We start from the raw sequence: 21642 nt of genomic DNA, 5'->3' as shown, positions 1-21642 counted from the left end.
ATGGAAGAACACGCGGAAACGATAAAAAAAGATGTAGTCCTCGTAGTGGACGATACCCCTGATAATCTTACCCTGATGAGCGGCCTTCTAAAGGACACATACAAGGTCAAGGTGGCAAACTCCGGCGAGAGGGCGTTGAAGATAATTAGCTCCGATTCACCGCCTGATTTGGTCTTGCTCGACATTATGATGCCTGAGATGGACGGCTTTGAGGTACTTAGAAAAATGCGCACAAACCCGGCCACAGTGGATATACCCGTGATTTTCCTTACTGCCAAGGCCGAAGTGGAGGACGAGCGTATGGGGCTTTCACTAGGCGCGGTGGATTATATCACCAAGCCGGTTAGTCCACCTATTGTGATGGCACGCGTACGAAACCACCTCGCCCTGAAGGGGATGCGTGATTTTCTGAAACAGAAGAATGACTTTCTTGAGCAGGAGGTAAAGCGCCGCACCGAAGAGATAACTGCCATTCAGGATGTGACGATTCTTGCCCTTGGCTCGCTTGCCGAGACGCGCGACAGCGACACCGGCAACCACATCCGCCGGACACAGTACTACGTCGCCGCCCTGTCTAAGCACCTCAGCGCCAATCCCCGTTTCGGGTGGTTTCTGACCAGTAAGAATATCATTACGTTATTTAAGATTGCCGCGCTTCACGACATAGGCAAGGTTGGAATCCCTGACAAAGTCCTGCTTAAGCCCGGCAAGCTCGACAATGACGAGTATGCCATTATGAAGTCACACACGGTGCTGGGCAAAAGGGCAATAGAAGAGGCGGAGAAGAGACTGGGTATTGAGGTGGAATTCTTACGCTATGCCAAGGAAATGGCATACTCACACCATGAAAGATGGGACGGGGCAGGCTATCCCGAAGGACTCTCCGGCGATGACATCCCTATTTCGGCAAGGCTCATGGCAGTTGCTGATGTTTACGACGCGCTTATCTGCAAGCGTGTGTATAAAACCCCGATGACGCACGAACAGGCAAGGGAAATAATCGTCGAGGGAAAGGCCACACAGTTTGACCCGGACGTAGTGGACGCATTCATAGCGCTTGAGGAGACATTTATAGAGATAACCAAACAGTTTACAGACGACAAGGAGCACTAAGGCCAAGTTGCAACCATATGAGTAATTTTGTCATTCCTGCGAAAGCAGGAATCCAGTTTTTCAGGAAACGGTGTGAGGACTGGATTGCTGCTCGTAGGCTGGAATGACAGACTCGGGGGGAAATAGTTACTTTTATGAACGCAACATGGTATAAGACCAAAAGGAGAATGGAATATAATGGGACGGCAGTACGCATCACTAACGGACGAGGATATTGAATTTATTACCGTGCAGAGGGTGTTTTATATGGCCTCGGCAAGTGGCAGGGAGGTGAATCTATCCCCTAAGGGGTACGACAGCCTGAGGGTCATTGACGAGAAGTCGGTTTTGTTTCTTGATTATCCGGGAAGCGGTGACAGGACGGCAAGGGACATACGGGCAGATGGCGGGGTAACTCTGATGTTTACGGCGTTTACGGGGAAGCCCTCCATACTGCGGCTCTTTTGTAAGGGGCGGCTTATAGAAAAGACTGACCCGAAATTTACAGAACTGATGGGTGTTTTTACCGGCTGCAACGCGCAGTTGATTCGCAGACTACTGATATTCGATATATACGCGGTGGAAAGGAGCTGCGGGAAATCAGTCCCTGTAATGGAATTTAAGGAGGAGCGAACTGACCTGAAAGCCGCCACATCAAAACTAAGAGACGCCGGAACGCTGGAGAAGTTTATCAAAGACCACGAAACCCCTCCAGTCCTAAACTCATCGGGGTGAAGGCAGGCACGATGAGACGCTCAAATGGACGGGTCAGCAGGGTGTCATGGGCTGCAATGTGGTGGTGCCGCGATAAACGCCTCCTGAAGTTCTTTATTCCTTTTTTGGGCGGCCAGCTCCGATACGCCCTTCACCATGAAATAGTACTTGATTTTCGGCTCAGTACCCGATGGCCTGACAACTACCTTTGAGCCGTCTTGAAAAATAAACGACAACACGTTTGAGCGCGGCAGCCCTGCAACACCGTCCTTATAGTCTATGGCTTCCTGAAATTCAAGGCCACCAGGCAGCCTCTTAGGCTCAGCTCTCAATGACTCCATAATTGAAGCAATGCCTTTGTGTCCCTCCTCTCCCTTCATCGTAATGGAGACGAGGAACTCACAGTAGTAGCCGTATTTTTCATAAATATGTTGGAGCCTCTCATAAAGTGACGACCCGCGTGATTTATAATAAGAGGCCATTTCGCAGATTAAACTGGCGGCAAGGACGGCGTCCTTGTCACGCGCGTATGTGCCGCGCAGATAGCCATAGGATTCCTCTGCCCCAAAGACGAAATCCCTGTCGGGGTTGAGCTTAATCCACTGCCCGATATATTTAAAGCCCGTCAGAAGCTCTACACACTGCACAGAATAGCCGTCGCATATATCTTTGATTAAGCCGGTGGTAACGATGGTCTTCACAACCGATGCCCTGTGGCGTTGCAACAAACCGGCTTCCATGAGGCCGGCTAAGATATAATCCGCAAGCAGCGCCCCCACCTGGTTGCCGTTTAGTAAGGCATAACCAGCGTTGTGGTCTTTTACAGCAACCCCAATCCTGTCACAGTCGGGGTCAGTGGCAAGGACAATGTCGGCGTTTGTCCTTGCGGCGTATTGCAGGGCGATGGTAAAGGTTTCCCTTTCTTCGGGATTTGGAACCTTTACGGTTGGAAAACTACTGTCCGGCACTGCCTGTTCTTCAACGATGTGGATGTCGCCGGTGGCAAAACCCTTTCTTTTGAGTATCTCAGGGATGAGCCTGTAACCGGAGCCGTGAAGCGGTGTATAGACAATGGTAATGGCGTTTTTAATCGGGCGAATGGACTGTCTCAGGATTTCATTCAGGTACACCTCGTCAATTTCATGGCCGATGTATTCGATCAGACCAGAGTCTAAGGCGTCGTCAAACTGCACAACGGGTATGATTGAGATGTCCGATACCTTATTTACTTCGTTAATGATATTGACGTCGTGAGGGTGGATAATCTGCCCACCGTCACCGAAATATACCTTATATCCATTATATTCCGGGGGATTGTGTGAGGCTGTGATGCACACCCCCGCGGCGGCTCTCATGTATCGCACGCAAAAGGACAACTCCGGCACAGGCCGTAGGGAGTCAAACAGATATGATTTAATGCCATGGGCGGACAACACACGGGCGGTCTCTCTGGCAAATAGCCCGGAATTACGCCTTGAGTCATAGGCAATACAAACGGCAGTCTCCATGTCTTTGTAAATGCTCAACAAATAACGAGCCAATCCGGCGGTCGCTATTCGTACCGTATAGACATTCATCCTGTTTGTACCGGTGCCGAGGACGCCGCGCAGGCCGCCTGTGCCAAATTCAAGCTGCCGGTAAAACCGGTCGGTCAGTTCGTTGCCATCAGCGTTGTCAAGCAGCCGCTGAATCTCCAACCTCGTCTCTTCGTCAAACACTGGCAGGGTGGCCCACTGCCTTGCCCTGCTGAAAACGAGCTTTTTCACCAGTACCTCCAAAGCCCCGAAACAGGGGGCAGAAACAGCAAACCCGTAATGGGGTATGAAGATGATACAACAAACACGGTTAAAATTCAAGTTAACCTTTACTACCTCCTGTTTTTTAGTGTACAATAGCGTTATCAATAACAATAAAAGTGGATAATCCTGTGAACTACAAAAAAATACAACATATCCTTATGGAAGAGCTTAGGCTTATGCACCAGCCTGTTGCCGTTAAATTTATTTTCAGTGACACTGAGCTTGAGGATTTTAAAAATAATGCCGCTTACCATGTGCCGGTACATCCTATAACATTTTGTCAGTTTGAGATTGGCCCGAGGATGAAGGGGCAGACGATTTTGGGGACAAAGGAGAGTTTAGGCTGCACAACTGCGCAATATGTATTTGGGTGGAAACCTCTGGATGACGCTGAAATCAGAACTCAGCAAAGATATACGAAGGACATAGAACAGGCGGAGAGATTTATAAAAAGCAAGTCACGACTACCGGAGGGGCAGTTAAGGGCCTTTGTAGTATCACCCCTGTCTGATTCGTATTTCGCGCCGGATGTCGTGCATTTTTATTGTGACACAATGCAGGCGTACCACCTGACAGTTGACTATATGGCGGCGTTGGACGTACATCCGTTGAGACCTGCTCTGACTGTGAACGCGTCTGCCTGCGGGGGGTGCGTATTTTCTTACAATGAAGACACATTGAACATGGTAACACCCTGCAGCGGCAGCTATAACTCAGGAAAAACGGAACGCGGTGAAATAAACGTAATGATTCCGGGCGGGCATATAGAGCCGACAACGCAAAGACTGTTAGACAGAAAGAAACTGCACGGCAGTAGCTCAATTACAAGACCGGGAGATCCATTCCCCGGTGCCGACATCTGCAAAAACTGCCCGCTCATAGTATGCGTTAAGTCAAAGGACTGCAAAGACACGCGGGGGGAGTGAATTAGCGAGGAAACCAGGGTTGATACCTTAAGTGCGATAAAGTAGCCGGTGTCCTTTTCTTCTAAAGCGGTATCCACTATTTAAATAAAGGGCTCTCTCTTTCACCACTCAGTTCACTACTGTACACCTCATATCTGTTCTTGCCAAGTTCTTTTGCCCTGTACATTGCCATATCAGCTCTTTTTATAAGCATATCGGGCACATTATCTATTTCAGAATCTATATCGCTGAATGGATATAACTCTATGCCAATACTGCCGCCAATATGGCATTCATGCCCATTTACAAAAAATAGTTTATTCAATGACACAATAATCTTGTTCGCAATTAATCCGGCATCGTCTTTTCCCATTACCTTAGTAAGAATAATAATGAACTCATCCCCGCCAACACGCGCAACCGTGTCTGATTTCCGTACGGCGCTTAACAACCTTTTTGAAACCTCTTTGAGCAGCGCATCTCCGGTTTCATGCCCGTAAGTGTCGTTAACCGCCTTAAATTTATCTAAATCTATAAACAGCACCGCCATCGTGTTGCCTTCGCGCACTGTAAATTCAATTGATATGTTTAATCTGTCCAAAAGCAATATCCGGTTAGGCAGAGATGTCACCACATCGTAGTGAGCCAATTGCTGGAGTTGTTTTTCATAATATTTTCGCTGTGATACATTTTTCAGGACGTAAACGCATTGCACAATATTTCCCGCCTCATCTCTTATCGGCGATGCCGAGCATGAGACATATATCTCTTTCCCATCGGTATCATAATGCACATGCTCACTCACCGCATGTTCGCCTGTTCGTAACATCGTCATAATGGGACATGAAACCTCCTGTTGATTGCAAGGCTCAGACGCCTTATGGGTAATCGTATAACAATGTCTGCCGGTAACCTCACTCTCCACCTGCCGATAGTCTCTCAGAAAAGTGTTATTTGTGCTTACAATGGTAAAATCCTTAATGTCTATCACCATAATTGAATCATTTATACTGTTAATTATCGTATTAGTGAATTTATTTATTCGTTTAATCTCATCGTCTTTTTTCCCATCGTCAATTATAGACGCAATCGCATTAGATATAGATACAAACGCAGTCTCTTCTTCTCTGTTTCTTTCATGATTGTGCTTAACATAAAGGCATAATACGCCTAATACCACGCTGCCTGTTCTAATGGGGACACAATAATGTCCATGTTCGTGTATCCCATCAAATCTTATAGAGTGCAAAGTGTCAATTTTGCAGGAAAATATTGTCTTTCCCGTACTGGCAGCCAAACCGCACAGACATTGCCCAAATTTTAACCGCGCACATGCTGACAGCAGGTGATCATGCAGATTTCTGTGGGCAATCATTCGTAACTCATCCACGCCATCTGTTTTCAGGTGGATACATCCCTTATTTTCAATGCTTATATCCGGGATGGAAACAATTATATCCAATGACCTCTCAAGTTTCGTTTTAAGAGGTATATCTTCAAGGGAGATTTCCAGGATGTTTTTTAATGCTTCCTGCAATACCTCTCTATTTCTCAAGTCAGATATACGTTGTTCTAATTGTCTTTCTAAAGACGATAATTCCTGTATCGTTGTTTGCATTTTTCCCTGTGCCTCATAATTAAACAACTTGATAATACCTATAACAGAAACAGCAATAATCAATGCCGCTAAAGCCCTGAACGCCTGTACCGGGACATGTACAAAAGATAAGAAATCCCCTGTATTAATAATCGTTGATGGAAATATACTGCCTTTAGGTACAACTAAGCCGCTTAATATGCCATATACTATGAAAATAATTGAGGCGGTTATAAAGTACTTATCCAATTTGACATGTTCTTTGATATTCGCCTCCTTGCGGTATAATAACAGAGAAGCAGCGGTAAAAATAGAACCCGGTAATGCTATAAAATATCTTGACAATATCTGTCCATCTATAATCCAGTTGGCAGAGTTGAATATAAAAACCGATATAACTAATAAAACAAGCGGCAACAACCACCATTTCAGGTACAGGAATTTTTTATGTAGTGATACATTGGTGGTTGTCAATATTGATTTTCTGCCAAATTCAAGCAGGAAACAGAATGACGATATACTAAAAATAAAACCAACTTTATTAAGTATTGTCTGTGCCGGATGTATAAATGCCATCATATCTAACCATTCATTTATTCCGTGCAACAGAGCAAACACCGATAGTAACCATATATTTTGTGATAATCTGAATTTGCTATCGCTTTTGGGTTGTATGGAGATTGCAACTCCCATAAAAAAGAAGGCAAACCCATAAATGAGAGATATATAATCCATGTTATGCTTAAAAAACTGTTCTAATAAATCCATGTTCACCTTCGTACATATTTTCTCCACATCGGCTACTGCCTTGCATGGTTCAAACTGAACAATGAATGGCATTTACATAAGCAGTGGACATAGACTTTAACGAGAGGTTAAACTTTCTATTTTCTCCAACCATCCTTTTTTTAGCGGCATTTAGTTTTTCCAGCCTCATTTTTCTGACATCGGACTATTTGCAAATGGAATCTATCGGGGCGAGAGGATTCGAACCTCCGGCCCCCTGCTCCCAAGGCAGGTGCGCTAACCAGACTGCGCTACGCCCCGACACTCACACATATAACATAATTGATTCGATGGCTAAATGTCAAATCAGAAAGGGTCATCCCAGCAATTCTCGGTGAAAATACCTATAAGCCATTGATATATAAGCAATATACACTAAAAACAGCGCGAAAAATATATTTCTAAACACTTATAACTCCTTAATATTGAAAGATATTTTCGTTCACCGAGAATTGCTGGCCTGGCACCGCAATTGTAGACAAAACCTAAAGTATGGTGATACAATATCCTCATGGAAGCTATCGTAAGCGATTTAGATTTAACTGAAATCATCAATGGAGAGGAAATCATGGGGCCTAGTCCTTTTGGAAGGCATCAGGACGTAGCAGCTAACTTGTTTGATATTATGCGTCAGCATGTCAGGAAAAATCATTTGGGGAAGTTGTTATTTTCACCCCTTGACGTAATATTTGAGGAAGGGATTAACAGGCTTCAACCGGATATATTGTTCATCAGGAAAGAAAACATGGGGATCTTTCAGGATTGGATAAGGGGTGTGCCGGATATGGTTTGTGAGATTATATCCCCGGGTAGTTTTGAAAAAGATACCGAGGTGAAGAAGGCTATATACGAGAAATACAGGGTACCCGAGTATTGGGTAGTCATACCTGAGTTGCAAACGGTTGAGGTTTTAACAATCGAAAATGACAGGTATAAGAAACACTGTATTGCCGAGCTTGAGGGCACGGTTACGTCTAAAGTCATAGAAGGGCTTCAAATTAACGTTACGGACATATTCGGGCAACAGTGGTAAACTGTCCCAAAAAGATGCGGTATTATGTCTCAGGTCATGACCTGGCACCTCATCATTGTGCTTGTATATTCTTCAATTTTGGCGATAGACTCGAAAATATCATGCAGGAATAATCTGTAATCCCTATTGGACATAAATAACCTCGCTCAGGATTCTATTCCTTAAGAAGGGCTTTAACGCCTTGATAGATACAAGGTCAACCGTCTTGCCGAGTAATGCCTCAAGGAACTCCTTTAAATCAATGAACTCAAATATATCGACAGGCTCCGTGAACTCCACTAAAACGTCAACATCGCTTTCTTCGGTGTCTTTACCTTTCGCAAAAGAGCCAAAAACACCGATATTCTTTACAGGGTATTTACCCTTTATAATAATTTCATTGTTTTTTAATACCTCAATAGGGCTCATTTTCTATTACCTCAATGTCCTGATCAAACAGATTAGTCCACTATAACCAGTCTTTATATTATATCAAATCCCGGTGCAAATAATTAACCAGCCGTAATTCGGGGGACACAATACTTAATTCCCATCCTGAATACAGTCAGGATAGCAGGGGCGTATCACATACAACTGAACCGAATTTACATGTCACGTCCCGCACATATACCTGTACTGACACTGCGGGCAGGTGTCTTTTGAATTGGCCGTGGGGTTAAACGGTGTGTGTAAATCATGGATTTCATCGAGAATGCCGTTAATTACGTCCAAAAGCGGCTCAAATCGCTGGCCATCCTCTTTAAATAGCGGTATCTCTATGTCTTCGTCCATGTAGGTACGCCCAAGTTGGATGAATACTCCGTTGAGGTCTTGCGGGTTGCCGCCCGTTTTAAGCGCGTACAGAAGCAGGTAAAATGGCATTTGAATCGTCCCGATTGCCGCCGCCCATGTGTCTCTGTCTGCGGCATTAAGGCGGTCGTGGTTTATCTCGAGTGAGCGGCTGTCTGCCGTTGTCTTATAGTCGGCTATGAAGATTTTATTCCCATCTCGCAGCTCTACCTTATCAAGCCGCCCGGTGAGTTTGTAGCCCCTGTGGGTGTGCTCTATTTTTTCCTCAAGTGACAGGATCTTTATTCCTGATTTTTTTATGAGCGGCAGGGCGTATTTCCCCAGATAATCAGACATCCGCCGTTTGAGTTGTTTCTTTAGCAGATATACCGCGCCCACCGTGTCTTTCCCGTAGAGGAAATCAAATTTGGCGTCAACGATTTCCAACATGCGGCCCTCATCTATATCAGTTTCAGTTAAGACAACGCCAACCCGCGTTCTAAAATATTCGTACAATACCTCGTGGATAAAAGTGCCTATATCCTTTTTGAGCAGAGAGCCGGAGAGCTGTTCCCTTTTCTCAAGCCTCAGGACATACTGGTAATAAAACATAAGCGGGCATTTTAAATAGGCATTGAGTGAAGAGGCGCTGTAAGTAAGCTCGTCTTTTAACACGCCAAGCAGATATGTCGTCTTGACAATGGCAGAGGGCGGGGTATTTTTCAGGTCAACATTGTACTGGATAGGGATAGTGGGGTCGCTTAAAGTGTGGTCTTTTTTTTGCATTTCCCACAGGAGTTTCTCTATGAACCGGCTCTTTTCTTTCTTGTTGTTTTCGACAAAGAATATATGAACCTCTTTTGCCCCGGCTATCAGGGTCTCAAAATAACTGGCAGACAGGCGTTCTCTGTCAATGTGTGTGGGAAGCCCAAGTATCTGGCGCGCCTTAAAGGGCAGGAGTGAGTCCTCTTTCGACAACGCTGGCAGTGCGTCCTCGTTTACGTCCATGATATAGACATTGTCAAATCTGATATTGCGCGTCTCCAGAAACCCCAGTATCTGCACACCCCTAAGCGGCATCCCCTCAAATGGACAATAACATGTGGCCACGTAACGCTTAAACAAATTAAAATACCCGGCCGTATCAGAAAACACTATATCGCGCATCATTGAATTGGAGATAGAGTATGCGGCCAGCGTAAACGCCTCTGAAAATGGAAAGAAAAACGGGTGCAGACGCGCCGTACTCTGCTCATAGATGTATGTCATGAGCGCTATGGTCTTCAGGGCGAAGTCCCCCGTGTTTTTAAATGACAGGTACTGTCTTATCGTCTTGTCGTGGATTGCCTTTATGTGTGCCCTTATATCGCTTTTGCCTGCCGCGATACCCGCGTTGGTTACCTGTTGTGTCACAGAGTCAAGGAATTTCGCGTCTTCCTCAATCTCATGCAGCGTGAGAAAAGTCTTTGTCGAGTTGCCCTTGAGGGTCTCCTCCAGCGTGTGAAACATTATCCTGGTGGCGTCCGCCCTGCCGTTGAGATAGATATTTTTTGTGTATGGATGGAGAATGAACCTTATATAACTTGGCACGTAGAGGCGGTCTCCATCAATTGACAGGATTAATTCAATGAGATTCTCAAAAAAACCAAACACGGGTGTGCGAAGAAGCGGGTAGCCAAGCGATACGTTATACGCGTTTGCCTCAAGCATTGAAATGCCGTGGTGAAGTACGGAAAAGACGGTCTCTGAGGCAGGCAGGGCAACCACGGTGTTTGAATCCCTGTGTCCTGGATTATCATTGAGCAGACGGCTAAGGGCAAACACCTGCCCGTGCGTGTCAGTGCTCTTGTAGATTGTTATTACGGGGGGTGCGGCATTGTCAGGTTGCGGCTCAGGGTCAGGGCCGTCTTCGGATATGCCGAGGGCTGCAAGGGTTTGGGCAACGCCGTCTGCCCTGTGGAATATAAACAGGGAGTTATCCTTTTCTGACAGTGCCTTAAACAAATCACTTTCTGATTTCGTGAGGGCGAAAAATCCTGAAATTATAATCTTATCAAAGGCGCTCAGGTCTATATCGCCAACTCGCTCAGCGACGGCGCGGTATCGTGTTGAGCGGGTCGAGAAATTCAACTTCGCGAGGACTTCATAAAATTCCCTGTAAAACAAGGACAGCGACTGGAGGTTTTTAAGGGTTTCCGCGGGGATTTTTTCGTCCGCTATAAGCTCAATCCCGCGTATCTTTTGATAGGGGATTTTCTCTATGCAAAACTCCTCGAAATCGCGGTAGAGTTTCAGCCCCAGGGGGAAAAAACTATCGGCGGTGATAAAAAATCCCTCGCTGCCAAGGGGATTCTTTCTGTGAATATTATAAAGAATCGCGGCGGCGTCTATTGTCTCTGTCTTCCGGTCAAAAATCCCCAGCTTTGTCTCATAGAGAAAGTCTATGAACTCGTCCATAGACAGCGACAAGGGGGGGATAAACGCGCCCTCCTGCCGCTTTCCTATGGCCTTTCTAAGAAAATGAGACGGCCTCTTGCCGGGAAACACCACGATATTGCCTGAGTAATCCCCGCCCTTCCCTGTCAGGTTGGCGAGCACCTCATCTATAAGCCCACTATGAGGCGCAATCCAGCGATAGTTCATTGAACCGTCACCCCTTCTATCAAATCCACATATGCGATTAAACCCTCCACGCGATGTCCGGGGTAGAGTTCTTTCAGCAGATTGATATAGCCTCTTAATTGATAAATATAGGTCTCGCTCTTTTTTGAGCCGGTCTTAAAATCTATGACCGTCACAACCTCCGGCTCTATCACTACCCTGTCCATGACTAACAGCTCACCCCCGGAGTTTGAAAATGCCTGCTCTTTTTTTACAGACATCCCCTGCCTGTTAGTGAAATATGGGACAATGAAAGGGCTGCTTAGAAATCTCACCAGTGTATTTTTTATATCGCCCGATGGGAATTTAAATGCGGATGCGCTGTTTACAAGGGCAACCGTTCTGTCAATGACGCCTTCTAAGCCGCCCTCAATGTAATCAATAAATGACAGGACGCGGTGAATGAAATCGCCCCGTTTTTTTTCTAAAACATTGAGTGACTGCTCAGTATAAACAGAGCTGACAGGGCTTGTTGCCTGGTGGTGAACAAAAAATTGCTCAACGGCGCTGTGGCGGGTTGCGGGAATGATAGACGAGAATTTCTCGTCCATGGGTGCTGATATTTCCCGAAAAAGCCCCGATGTCTGTTTGCCAGACTTACCCTCAACGGCAATCACATAGAGTTCCGATATGGCCCTCGTCAAAGCGACATAGATGGTGTTGAGGTGGTTTACAACATCTTTAGACTGTTGTTCATCATAGAGAAGCCTGTATGTGTCGGGGTCTGTCATGGAGATAGATTTAAGTATCTTTTCGTTTAATTTCAGGAGATTAATGCCCTCTTTGGTCTCATACGTTATGAACTCCGGCCCTTTGGCCCTCTCATCATAGAGCAGGACGATGACTACCGGAAAGCCAAGCCCCTTGGCCTTATGCACGGTCATAACGCGCACGGCGTCGGTAGTAGTCGGCACGTCTATTGTCCAGGTCGCGTCTGTCCCGTTAGCGGTAGTGTCCTCGTCGAGCGCCATAGTAAGGAAATCCCTCAGGTTGTTGCTGCCCTTGTCTTCAAACTCCTTAATTGCCTCAAGGACTCTGGCAAGCACGGCCTCTTTCTCGGCGACGGTCTCAAACACCTTAAATACCCTGTAAATTTCGCTGACGAGGTCATAAAGTGGAAAAAATCCGGCAGCTTTAAAAAGACCGTCGAAATATTTGTCCCATAGGGTGGGAAATTGAGCTTGGAAGACCTTATACAGGGGGGGGGTAGACCTTTTTTGTAGGAAAAACGCGTTTATCGCCTCCATGCTCGTCTGCTGTTTGTCTCTGTCAATAATGGCGGCAAAGATTTCACCCGTACAAAATGTGATGAAAGACAGGTCATCAATCGGGGAATCCAGAAAATTCAATAACGAGATAAGCTCGCCGGTAATCTTTGACTTTCTTACGTCGAGGCTGCTGAAGGATATGAAGGGAACGCCTGCGATATTTTTTTCGGCGATGGTTATTTCATTGAGCCATGAGGCCGCCATGAGGACGTCGTCATTTTTTTTAGTAATGACGGCTATGTCGCTGAGGTTATATCCGCGCATTATCAGGTCTTTGATAATCGCCGTAAATCTGATTTTCTCAGGTTCTGGCGGGGCATCGTCCCCGGAGTCAGGTATCTGAAGCACGGAGACTTCCACGTGTCCAGAGTTTTCGTTGCCGGGGCGGACCTTCTGCGTGAAATCGGTGAGGCCGCTTCTTTGGGCGGCATCGCGTAAATCATCGTTTTGCGGCAGTGTATGCTTAAAAACGGTATCGTTGAAATCAAGGATTCTCTGGAGGCTCCTGAAGTTTGTGTCTAGCTCCCTGACAAAGTGTTCGGCGGCGGGAAAGGGCTTATGTTGCTCATAGCGCTTCATTATGCTGTAGTCGGCGTCACGAAAGCCGTAAATCGCCTGCTTGGTGTCGCCAACGGCAAAGAGGCTCCCGCCCTGAGAGATGGAATTCTCTATAAGCGGGTAGAGGTTTTTCCACTGAATCGGCGAGGTGTCCTGATATTCGTCTATGAGATAGTGATAGACCGTTTCGCCTATCCTGAAATACACATCAGGGACTATCTCACGCTCAAGATAACCGGCAAGCATCATGTTGATGTCTTCGATAAATACGGCACCGTAGTGTTTTTTTACCTTTGCCAGCGTATCGTGGAAGTCTTCATAGACCCTGATATAGGGGTCGTAGTATGTGTGCGCGTAGAGGATAGCGTACTGGCTTATCTTCCCTGTGAGGACAGTCCACATGTCGCAGATGTGGGCATAGGGGGCGGCTGAATGCCTGTCTTTGACGCCTGGCTTTTTTACGGGTGGATTGGAGGTGCCCCTGCCGAGGATGTCGGCAAAGTTTCCCGCCCTTACGTCGGGGAGGATGTTTTTATAGGAGCTGTTGCCGTGCCTTTGGCTTTCGGAGCCGGCAATCGCGGACTCCAGCGCCTCGCAAGCCTCTCTGATGGAATTCTTTATGTCGCTGATCTTTTTTTCGAGATGAAGGGTGCGCGGCCTTTTTCCAGCGGCTGCCAGTTTTTTATATATCTTTTTTATCTCTGCGAGAATCGGCCTGGACGGCTCCCAGAGAAATGGGCTGTCAGTCTGCCGGTTTTCAAGCAGGATAGCTATGGCGTCCTCCACTACCTTGCCCTCGTTGGAGCCTTCCCTCACTCTTCTGAGAAACAGCTCAAAGGCGTAGTCCATAAGGGGGCTGCCGTTTAATTGTATCTCGAAGTCCTGATTATATCCCAAATCAATTACTGAGGCCTTGAATACCGACGCCATAAAGCTGTCAATGGTCTTGACCTGAAAATCCGTATAGTTGTCCAATATTTCATCAATAAGGGCAGCCGTCCGGGCAAGGAGTGTGTCTTCGTCTATGGAGAGACATTGGAGGAGTTCGGAGCGTTTGGATTTGTCACCAAAATAGATGTCCTTAAGCCACCGTAGTATGCGCTCTTTCATCTCTTTGGCCGCGTTGTTTGAGAATGTTACGGCCATGATGTTTTTCATACTGTTACGCGCCACGGCGGCAGACAGGAGGAACTGGACAAATCTCTTTGTCAGGGCGTGAGTCTTGCCGGAGCCGGCAGAGGCCTTTAGTATTACCGTGTGTGGAAAAGATATACTGTCGTCTTTTTCTATTACGTCCATCTTTCCTGACCCTTTAATCTTCGTTACATATTGTGGTATTATGTATGAGTATGATAAGTGCCGATACACAGATACTATACTGATTAACAGGGGAGGTGTCAAATGACTCATAACGCGGGTGCTTTGCCGGAGGTTCTTAAGGTTGGCGCCAATGAGATGGAACTTGTGGTGTTTAAGATGTACTGCCTCTTGCAAGACGGCAAGCCTGAGACGCGCAGCTATGGAGTCAATGTGGCAAAGGTCAGAGAAATCATACCGATGCCGGTACTTACGACCGTTCCTGACTTGCCGGAGTATGCGGAGGCGTTGGCGGAGGTACGCGGAGAGGTCATTCCAATCATTGATCTGGGCAAGTGGATGAAGTTGGTGGTACCCGAACAAGCGGATTCTAAGGACATAAGGCAAAAGGTTATAGTCCTGGAGATGCTCAGCACAACGGTGGGCATAGTAGTTCACGAAGTAGAAAGGATACGAAGAATAAAGTGGAGCCAGATAAAACCACCCCCGCCGTTTCTGCAGTCCAAACACGGAGGAAGGATAACCGGCGTAACCAAGATAGAAGAGAACGATGACCTGCTCCTGATACTTGACCTTGAGAGCGTTATCCAGAGTATTGGCGCACTGGTACCTAAGGTAGGGGTTAACCTTGACGACCTCAAGGGGCTTCATAAAAAGAAACTGTCCGGCAATGTCCTGATAGTGGATGACTCCATGGTGGCTCGCAGGATTCTGAAGGACACTCTTGAAAACATCGGCCTCACTATCATGGAAGCCGCCGATGGAAAGCAGGGACTTAAGGTATTAAACGAATTTCTTGATAAAATAGGCGACCAACCGATAACCAATTTCCTGAGTCTGGTTATTACGGATGTTGAAATGCCTGAGATGGACGGGCTGACGTTTACTAAAGCCGTAAAAAGTGACCCTCGGTTTCAGGGTCTTCCGGTGATTGTAAATACCTCGCTGAGCGGGGATGAAAACAAGAATAAATCAAAGATTGTGGGTGCTGACGGGTATCTCATAAAATTTGACGTTGCACAGCTCATAAGTGAGGTGTCGAGATTTTTCCGTTGATATGCCAGGTGCCTCGATGATGGACAAAGGCGCTAAAATAGAAAAAGATAGCTTTTCGATTATTGAAGCCGGGATGGCGAGACATTTCGACGAGCAGTGTCTGCCAGTGGTAAAAAGGGTGATTCATGCCACAGGAGATTTCGATTTTGAGAATATTCTGAAATTCCATGCCGGGGCTATAAGAAGCGGCATATCGGCAATCAGGGCAGGGAAGGACATATTTGTAGACGTGAAAATGGTTGAGGCCGGCATAGATAAAAAGGCGTTGTCGAAGTTTGGCGGCACTGTGGTATGTTATATCTCCGATGAGGATGTGGAGATGGCCGCAGGGCAAAAGGCGATGACGAGGGCCGAGTGCGCGGTAGAGAAGGCTTTCTTAAATAATGAAACCGCGGCTAAATGGGGAATCGCGGCAATTGGCAACGCCCCTACCGCCCTTATCAGATTGATGGAACTAATTGAGGACGGCAAGGTTGGTCCCGGACTTGTTGTAGGGGTACCTGTGGGGTTTGTCAGGGCGGAGGAGTCAAAGGCAGCCCTTGCAAAACAGCCCTATCCCTATATCACATGCCTGGGGAGAAAGGGTGGAAGCCCCATAGCGGCGGCGATTATCAACGCGATAATAAAACTCGCAGCTCAATAGAATAATGGTCAGCGGCAAACTCATCCTATTCGACATAGACGGCACGCTGATGGATGCCGGAGGTGCGGGCGGCAAGAGCCTCAGCGATGCCTTTTATGAATTATTCTCCATAAAAGACGCCTTTAGAAATATCAGATTCGACGGAAAGACGGACTTGCGCATATTTAAAGAGGGTCTTAAGTACCACAAGCTCACAGATGGAAACGGCGTCATAGCGTCTATCAGGGAGCAGTATCTTAGCCGCCTCCGGTTAGAAATCTGTACCGATAAAAAACATATCAAGCCCGGCATTACCGCCCTGATAGAGGGGCTGCGCGGTAAAAACCGCATAGGGCTTCTCACGGGAAACCTGAGGGCTGGCGCAGAGATAAAACTGTCGTCTGTGGGCCTCTGGCAGCATTTCGGGGGAGGCGCCTTCGGAGACGCCCATGAAGACAGAAACCGGCTGCTTCCCATCGCGGTAGAAGATTTTTATAAGAATACGGGCGTAAGATTTTCATTCAGCCAATGCGTCATCATAGGCGACACACCAAAGGATGTTGATGTGGGCAAGACACACGGTGCGTTTACAATAGCCGTGGCCACAGGGCCGTACACTGTGGGTGAGCTTGCTGAGGCCGGAGCTGACGCTGTATTTAATGACCTGTCGGACACAAATGCCGTCCTGGCGCTCATTGACGGCGGTGCTATCGCTGGAAATTGATTTTCCCTCTGACGTTAATTTATAATGAAATCATGCCTGCTACATTGCCGATAGAATTATACGACCTGCTTGAAAAGAAGGTTGGCAGAGAAGACGCCCGTGAGGTCGGCAAGCTTATATTGGCCTCTTTTGACGCGATTGATAAAAGGGCAGAAACCGTTGTTATTCAGAAAAAAGCAGAAATAAAAGAAGAGTTAACCAAAGAGCTGGCAAATAAAGAAGATTTGGCAAAGTTGGAAGGCAGGCTTAGCGAGAGAATTTCCTCCCTTGAAGGCAAGATAAACGAAAAATTTACAGACATGAACTGGAGAATGAAAGTATCCCTGCTAATTATCCTTTTCGTCATACTTTTAACCAACCCTAAGGCCCTCGACCTCATTGCCAAACTATTTGGCCTTGTAAAATAGCAGCTCCCTCATCTATATAGGTTATCAAAAATACGGCTGCCCTGACGTGACACCATTTTCGGGAAATTGATTTTCCCTCTGACGTTAATTTATAATGAAATCATGCCTGCTACATTGCCGATAGAATTATACGACCTGCTTGAAAAGAAGGTTGGCAGAGAAGACGCCCGTGAGGTCGGCAAACTTATATTGGCCTCTTTTGACGCGATTGATAAAAGGGCGGAAACCGTTGTTGTTCAGAAGAAAGCAGAAATAAAAGAAGAGTTAACCAAAGAGCTGGCAACTAAAGAAGATTTGGCAAGGTCGGAAGGCAGGCTTAACGATAGAATTACATCCCTTGAAGGCAGGCTTAGCGAGAGAATTTCCTCCCTTGAAGGCAGGCTTAACGAAAGAATTTCCTCCCTTGAAGGCAAGATGAACGAGAAAATTTCCTCCCTTGAAGGCAGGCTTAACGATAGGATTACATCCCTTGAAGGCAAGATGAGCGAAAAATTTACAGACATGAACTGGAGAATGAAAGTATCCCTGATAGTCATCATTTCCGTCATACTTTTAACCAATCCCAAGTCCCTCGACCTCATTGCCAAACTATTTGGCCTGGTAAAATAGCGCTTCCCTCATCCATATAGATTATCAAACCCATATTAGGTTATCAAAAATACGGCTGCCCTGACACCATTTTAGCCTTGATATAGGGTATTACGATACCTTATAATATAATTATGGTACTTAGTGTGGCTTTAGTCATATCAAGACTTATTGCGGAAGGTGCTGTCGGCATAATCAAAAGTGGTCATGGCACTGCGTCTCACGAAGCGGCAGAAATTCAATTCATGGAAATACCACAAACACATAGGGGGCAATATGCGTTCATTTTTTGGATCGGTGGGGCAATGATATATCTTCCTGGTTGGAGTTGATTTTGTGGAAAAAGACCCTGACTCCAAGTCTATAACTATCTATCCATCTACTGAAATGCCTATTGTATGTCCACACTGCGGCGTCAAAGGCAAGATCAAAAAGGCATACCCGCCGGAGAAGGCGTTTGCTATCTCCTGCCCAAAGTGTAATAAGCATATAGTCATTAATTTGAATAAGCGGAAGTCCTATCGTAGAAATATTGAGATTGAGGCGTCTTACCAGATAACAGGTATCAACCGTCCGCCAAGAAAAGGAACTATCATAGATATATCTATTGGCGGGCTGAGATTTAAGTGTTTAAAAAGCATCCACGAAAAGGTAGGTAATGTCATGTCGTTGAGCTTTGTCTTACCGCCGCGCGAAGAGCCAATCAAGGTATATGGAGAAATCGTCCGCATAACAGAGGAAACAAAGACAACCGTTACCATGGGACTAAGGTTTAAGGACCTCGGTGAATACGAAGAGATGGAAATTGGTTTTTTCCTCAAGGCCTGATTATTGCCGCAAAGGGCCATCCCAAAGGCTATTGCCTTGTGCCGGAATACCTTTTCCCCTGAAACGCGTCGGCTGCCCTGAACTTATTTTCTATATCTATTAGTATCTGCTGTCTGGTCTTATTCCACACTGGTGCTATCAGGATATCGTCAGGGGCGGTGGCAAACATCCTCTGCAGGACGATTTCGGGCGATAGCCTTTGTACGAATTCTACGAGGAAATCCAGATATTGTTCGTAATCAAATACGAAAAATGGATTCTTTGCATACTCCGCGGCCATCAATGTGCCCTTGACTATCTGAAGTTGATGTATCTTCAGAAATCCTAACCGGAGTTCTGATACCACCGTGGCCATTGAGAGCATCTCATCAACTGTCTCTGTGGGAAACCCGACTATGATGTGCGCCCCGATATGTAATGACCTATGGTTTGAGGCCATGTCAAGGGCATTGAGGAAACAGGCATAGCCATGCCCCCTGTTTATGTACGAGAGGCTTTTGTCGTATATAGACTGAAGGCCAAACTCTATGAGGACAAAATAGTCCTTTGCTATGGTCTGAAGAAGCTGAAATTTCTCCTCGTCAATGGCGTCCGGCCTTGTGCCTACCGCGATGCCCACTATGTTTGGGTGGGCGAGCGCCTCATAGTAAATCCGCCTCAGCTCATCAACCGGCGCGTATGTGTTTGTATATGGCTGGAAGTAGGCGATAAACTTATCGGCCTTATACCTTTTCGATAGATATGATATACCGTTTTCCACTTGCTGCCTTACCCCTATGGCAGGCTTGCACGATGATGGGCGGAAGCTGTCATTATTGCAATAAACACACCCTCCGACGCCGACGGTGCCGTCCCTGTTGGGGCAGGTAAACCCGGCGTCTATGTTGACCTTATAGACACTCTGGCCAAATAGCTCTCTTATGTGAAGGCCAAAGGAATTATAGAGGCGTTGCGTGGTTACAATGCCCACATATTATACCTTTACCTTCCAGATTGTGCCGTCATCCTTGTCCTCAAGAAGAATACCTTTTGCGTCAAGGCTTCCTCTGATTTCATCGGCCAGTTTCCAGTCCTTGTCCTGCCTGGCCTGACGGCGCTTCGTTATCAGATGCTCAATTTCAGATTCTGTTATATCGGCCTTATGTGCACAAAGCAACGACTGGTACCACTGCTGCGGTGTTTTAATAAATATGTTCAGCACCCCGGCGCACTCTTTTACATCTGCTATGGCCTTTTCAATCAATGGTTTCGTCTCCTGCGATGCCGGTTTTTTATCAAGATAGCGGTTTATCTCCCTGACAATATCAAAGATTGTGGCAACGGCGGCGGCGGTATTAAAATCATCGTCCATGGCCTCAATAAATTTGCCTCTGAAAGAGCCGACAATAATGCCGAAGTCGGCGGCGTCCTTTGTAGTTTTCGCCTTCTCTTTAAACGCCTTCAAATAATCCTCCACCCTAAGCACCGTGGAGTAAACCCTGTCTATTGATGGCTCCGTCTGCCTCAAGCTTTCGCGCGAGAACTCTATGGGGCTTCGGTAGTGTGTGCAGAGGAGAAAGACCCTCAGTACCTCGGGGTCGAATTCCTGCAGAATATCCCTTATCGTGAAGAAATTCCCAAGGGATTTGGACATCTTTTCCTTGTCTATTGTGATGAAACCGTTATGAACCCAGTACTTGGCGAAGGGCTTGCCTGTGGCGGCGCAGCTCTGGGCGATTTCGTTTTCATGGTGCGGGAAGATTAAGTCCGCGCCGCCGCCGTGAATATCAAAGGTCTCGCCGAGGTGTTTGAGCGACATGGCGCTGCATTCGATGTGCCAACCCGGCCTGCCCGCGCCCCACGGGCTGTCCCACGCCGGTTCGCCCTCTTTGGAGCGCTTCCACAGGGCAAAATCAAAGTGGTTTCTCTTTTTCAGGTCTATCTCCACGCGTGCCCCGGCCTCCATTGAGGAAAGGTCGCGCCTGGAGAGCATTCCATAGCCGACGAACTTCCCCACCTCATAATACACGCCGTCGTCGGTTTCATAGGCATATCCCTTGTCCATCAGCTTGCCAATAATGTCGAGCATCCCGGCTATATGCCCGGTTGCCTTAGGCTCTATATCAGGCTTTGCAACACCCAGCTTTTCCATATCCTTATAGTATTCATTCGTGTAGGTCTCTGCGATTTCGTCCCAGCTCTTACCCTCTTCAATAGCCCTGTTTATTATCTTGTCGTCTATGTCGGTGAAGTTTTTGACGAATGTCACGTCGTAGCCCCTGAATCGCAGGTACCTGCTGATTGCATCAAAGACGACAGCGCTTCTGGCGTGTCCGACATGGCACAAATCATAGACCGTTACTCCACATACGTACATCCCTACCTTTTTCCCCTCCAAGGGGATGAATTCCTCTTTCTTGCCCGACATAGTGTTATATATTTTTAATCCCATGTGACTCCTTCAATAATTATTGTATTGCACCACAGTATGCTATAACAGTTCGCGGCACTTTAGCAAGCGGCACTGCTTACATGATTGACAAAGGGCGGAGTTCTGGAAGCCGCCAACGTGGAGATTATCCCCTGAGTTGGGGCTGACGCTCAGCAGGATTTCTGCTTAGACAGTAGCCATGCGGGAATCGGTATCCCTTTAGACGCCATAGCCTCTATTATCACGTCCTTCGTAGATGGCTTTACGCCGCCGCAAAACATCTTGCCATAGCCTTTGCTCATATTCACAGCCGCTAAAAGGTAAACCAACGCTATGGGCAAAAACAACGGCAACAGTGGAAATGCAACTATAACCGCTAATACGATAAGTAACTTTTTCATATGGCCTATTGTATAACAAGGTGCAACCCCATGTCAAACTCATTACACTGCTGACAGCGATTCTCGGTGAAGGCAAGAACGATACTGGTAGTATGTATAGTATAATCA

General features: G+C 46.6%; 18 protein-coding genes and 1 tRNA gene. 10 read left to right on the top strand and 9 right to left on the bottom strand.

From position 1 onward, the window contains the following. Both AB7D94_RS04405 and AB7D94_RS04400 read left to right on the top strand, forming a co-directional pair. On the top strand, window positions 1–1113 hold the full coding sequence (locus tag AB7D94_RS04405; protein ID WP_420264513.1) for a response regulator: 1113 nt from the start codon (window positions 1–3) through the stop codon (window positions 1111–1113). A gap of 177 nt (window positions 1114–1290) precedes the next feature. Next, the gene (locus AB7D94_RS04400; protein WP_420264512.1) at window positions 1291–1827 is read left to right on the top strand and encodes a pyridoxamine 5'-phosphate oxidase family protein; all 537 of its coding nucleotides are present in this window, start codon (window positions 1291–1293) and stop codon (window positions 1825–1827) included. 44 nt (window positions 1828–1871) lie between these two features. Here the strand turns inward: AB7D94_RS04400 and AB7D94_RS04395 are convergent, their stop codons facing one another. After that, window positions 1872–3572, bottom strand: a complete 1701-nt coding sequence (locus tag AB7D94_RS04395; protein ID WP_420264511.1) for a phospho-sugar mutase — start codon at window positions 3570–3572, stop codon at window positions 1872–1874. 191 nt (window positions 3573–3763) lie between these two features. Between AB7D94_RS04395 and AB7D94_RS04390 the strand changes: the two genes are divergently transcribed. Next, window positions 3764–4531, top strand: coding sequence for a DUF169 domain-containing protein (locus tag AB7D94_RS04390; RefSeq protein WP_420264521.1), 768 nt, complete (start codon window positions 3764–3766; stop codon window positions 4529–4531). Window positions 4532–4607: 76 nt separating this feature from the next. Here the strand turns inward: AB7D94_RS04390 and AB7D94_RS04385 are convergent, their stop codons facing one another. Together AB7D94_RS04385 and AB7D94_RS04380 are read right to left on the bottom strand one after the other, a co-directional pair. After that, window positions 4608–6875: a sensor domain-containing diguanylate cyclase gene (locus AB7D94_RS04385; RefSeq protein WP_420264510.1), complete on the bottom strand. Its 2268-nt coding sequence runs from the start codon at window positions 6873–6875 to the stop codon at window positions 4608–4610. A 204-nt stretch (window positions 6876–7079) separates the two neighbouring features. Beyond that, a tRNA-Pro gene (locus tag AB7D94_RS04380) sits at window positions 7080–7154 on the bottom strand. Between the two features lie 250 nt (window positions 7155–7404). On the opposite strand from AB7D94_RS04380, the gene AB7D94_RS04375 reads away from it, so the two are divergent. Then, window positions 7405–7926, top strand: coding sequence for a Uma2 family endonuclease (locus tag AB7D94_RS04375; RefSeq protein ID WP_420264509.1), 522 nt, complete (start codon window positions 7405–7407; stop codon window positions 7924–7926). A 123-nt stretch (window positions 7927–8049) separates the two neighbouring features. Here the strand turns inward: AB7D94_RS04375 and AB7D94_RS04370 are convergent, their stop codons facing one another. The 3 genes from AB7D94_RS04370 to AB7D94_RS04360 form a co-directional block, all read right to left on the bottom strand. After that, window positions 8050–8334 (bottom strand): nucleotidyltransferase family protein, encoded by a 285-nt coding sequence (locus AB7D94_RS04370; protein WP_420264508.1) that lies wholly within the window; start codon window positions 8332–8334, stop codon window positions 8050–8052. A 183-nt stretch (window positions 8335–8517) separates the two neighbouring features. Beyond that, window positions 8518–11337: a PD-(D/E)XK nuclease family protein gene (locus AB7D94_RS04365; protein WP_420264507.1), complete on the bottom strand. Its 2820-nt coding sequence runs from the start codon at window positions 11335–11337 to the stop codon at window positions 8518–8520. Beyond that, window positions 11334–14480 carry a UvrD-helicase domain-containing protein gene (locus AB7D94_RS04360; protein ID WP_420264506.1) on the bottom strand — a complete coding sequence of 1049 codons (3147 nt, stop codon included), beginning with the start codon at window positions 14478–14480 and terminating at the stop codon, window positions 11334–11336. The genes AB7D94_RS04365 and AB7D94_RS04360 overlap by 4 nt, the downstream gene beginning before the upstream one ends. Before the next feature lie 102 nt (window positions 14481–14582). Here AB7D94_RS04360 and AB7D94_RS04355 point away from each other — a divergent pair, with 102 nt between their 5' ends. The 6 genes from AB7D94_RS04355 to AB7D94_RS04330 all read left to right on the top strand — a co-directional run bounded on the left by AB7D94_RS04355 (window position 14583) and on the right by AB7D94_RS04330 (window position 18723). Beyond that, a complete protein-coding gene (locus AB7D94_RS04355) occupies window positions 14583–15554 on the top strand; it encodes a chemotaxis protein (RefSeq protein WP_420264505.1) in 972 nt (323 codons plus the stop codon). A 1-nt stretch (window position 15555) separates the two neighbouring features. Continuing rightward, window positions 15556–16197, top strand: coding sequence for a precorrin-8X methylmutase (locus AB7D94_RS04350; RefSeq protein WP_420264504.1), 642 nt, complete (start codon window positions 15556–15558; stop codon window positions 16195–16197). A 4-nt stretch (window positions 16198–16201) separates the two neighbouring features. After that, window positions 16202–16900 (top strand): HAD family hydrolase, encoded by a 699-nt coding sequence (locus tag AB7D94_RS04345; RefSeq protein WP_420264503.1) that lies wholly within the window; start codon window positions 16202–16204, stop codon window positions 16898–16900. A 32-nt stretch (window positions 16901–16932) separates the two neighbouring features. Continuing rightward, window positions 16933–17307 (top strand): hypothetical protein, encoded by a 375-nt coding sequence (locus AB7D94_RS04340; protein WP_420264502.1) that lies wholly within the window; start codon window positions 16933–16935, stop codon window positions 17305–17307. Between the two features lie 102 nt (window positions 17308–17409). Then, window positions 17410–17916, top strand: a complete 507-nt coding sequence (locus AB7D94_RS04335) for a hypothetical protein (RefSeq protein WP_420264501.1) — start codon at window positions 17410–17412, stop codon at window positions 17914–17916. Between the two features lie 315 nt (window positions 17917–18231). Then, window positions 18232–18723: a PilZ domain-containing protein gene (locus AB7D94_RS04330; RefSeq protein ID WP_420264500.1), complete on the top strand. Its 492-nt coding sequence runs from the start codon at window positions 18232–18234 to the stop codon at window positions 18721–18723. A 28-nt stretch (window positions 18724–18751) separates the two neighbouring features. On the opposite strand, the gene mnmL is transcribed toward AB7D94_RS04330, so the two are convergent. The 3 genes from mnmL to AB7D94_RS04315 form a co-directional block, all read right to left on the bottom strand. Then, on the bottom strand, window positions 18752–19693 hold the full coding sequence (gene mnmL / locus AB7D94_RS04325) for a tRNA modification radical SAM protein MnmL/YtqA (protein ID WP_420264499.1): 942 nt from the start codon (window positions 19691–19693) through the stop codon (window positions 18752–18754). Window positions 19694–19696: 3 nt separating this feature from the next. Continuing rightward, the gene (gene cysS / locus AB7D94_RS04320; protein ID WP_420264498.1) at window positions 19697–21154 is read right to left on the bottom strand and encodes a cysteine--tRNA ligase; all 1458 of its coding nucleotides are present in this window, start codon (window positions 21152–21154) and stop codon (window positions 19697–19699) included. Window positions 21155–21303: 149 nt separating this feature from the next. After that, window positions 21304–21534 (bottom strand): hypothetical protein, encoded by a 231-nt coding sequence (locus AB7D94_RS04315; protein ID WP_420264497.1) that lies wholly within the window; start codon window positions 21532–21534, stop codon window positions 21304–21306. Window positions 21535–21642: the final 108 nt, after the last annotated feature.

This window comes from Candidatus Magnetominusculus dajiuhuensis (assembly GCF_046044395.1).
Classification (GTDB): Bacteria; Nitrospirota; Thermodesulfovibrionia; order Thermodesulfovibrionales; family Magnetobacteriaceae; genus Magnetominusculus; species Magnetominusculus dajiuhuensis.
The sequence above is the reverse complement of the archived record's forward strand: the minus strand, read 5'-3'. Positions and strand labels throughout refer to the sequence as shown.

What these genes read in the sequence shown, in the direction of transcription:
- AB7D94_RS04405 (WP_420264513.1), top strand. Translation starts at nt 1, where the DNA reads ATGGAAGAACACGCGGAAACGATAAAAAAAGATGTAGTCCTCGTAGTG.
- AB7D94_RS04400 (WP_420264512.1), top strand. Translation starts at nt 1,291, where the DNA reads ATGGGACGGCAGTACGCATCACTAACGGACGAGGATATTGAATTTATT.
- AB7D94_RS04390 (WP_420264521.1), top strand. Translation starts at nt 3,764, where the DNA reads ATGGAAGAGCTTAGGCTTATGCACCAGCCTGTTGCCGTTAAATTTATT.
- AB7D94_RS04385 (WP_420264510.1), bottom strand. Translation starts at nt 6,875, where the DNA reads ATGGATTTATTAGAACAGTTTTTTAAGCATAACATGGATTATATATCT.
- AB7D94_RS04375 (WP_420264509.1), top strand. Translation starts at nt 7,405, where the DNA reads ATGGAAGCTATCGTAAGCGATTTAGATTTAACTGAAATCATCAATGGA.
- AB7D94_RS04370 (WP_420264508.1), bottom strand. Translation starts at nt 8,334, where the DNA reads ATGAGCCCTATTGAGGTATTAAAAAACAATGAAATTATTATAAAGGGT.
- AB7D94_RS04365 (WP_420264507.1), bottom strand. Translation starts at nt 11,337, where the DNA reads ATGAACTATCGCTGGATTGCGCCTCATAGTGGGCTTATAGATGAGGTG.
- AB7D94_RS04360 (WP_420264506.1), bottom strand. Translation starts at nt 14,480, where the DNA reads ATGGACGTAATAGAAAAAGACGACAGTATATCTTTTCCACACACGGTA.
- AB7D94_RS04355 (WP_420264505.1), top strand. Translation starts at nt 14,583, where the DNA reads ATGACTCATAACGCGGGTGCTTTGCCGGAGGTTCTTAAGGTTGGCGCC.
- AB7D94_RS04350 (WP_420264504.1), top strand. Translation starts at nt 15,556, where the DNA reads ATGCCAGGTGCCTCGATGATGGACAAAGGCGCTAAAATAGAAAAAGAT.
- AB7D94_RS04345 (WP_420264503.1), top strand. Translation starts at nt 16,202, where the DNA reads ATGGTCAGCGGCAAACTCATCCTATTCGACATAGACGGCACGCTGATG.
- AB7D94_RS04340 (WP_420264502.1), top strand. Translation starts at nt 16,933, where the DNA reads ATGCCTGCTACATTGCCGATAGAATTATACGACCTGCTTGAAAAGAAG.
- AB7D94_RS04335 (WP_420264501.1), top strand. Translation starts at nt 17,410, where the DNA reads ATGCCTGCTACATTGCCGATAGAATTATACGACCTGCTTGAAAAGAAG.
- cysS (WP_420264498.1), bottom strand. Translation starts at nt 21,154, where the DNA reads ATGGGATTAAAAATATATAACACTATGTCGGGCAAGAAAGAGGAATTC.
- AB7D94_RS04315 (WP_420264497.1), bottom strand. Translation starts at nt 21,534, where the DNA reads ATGAAAAAGTTACTTATCGTATTAGCGGTTATAGTTGCATTTCCACTG.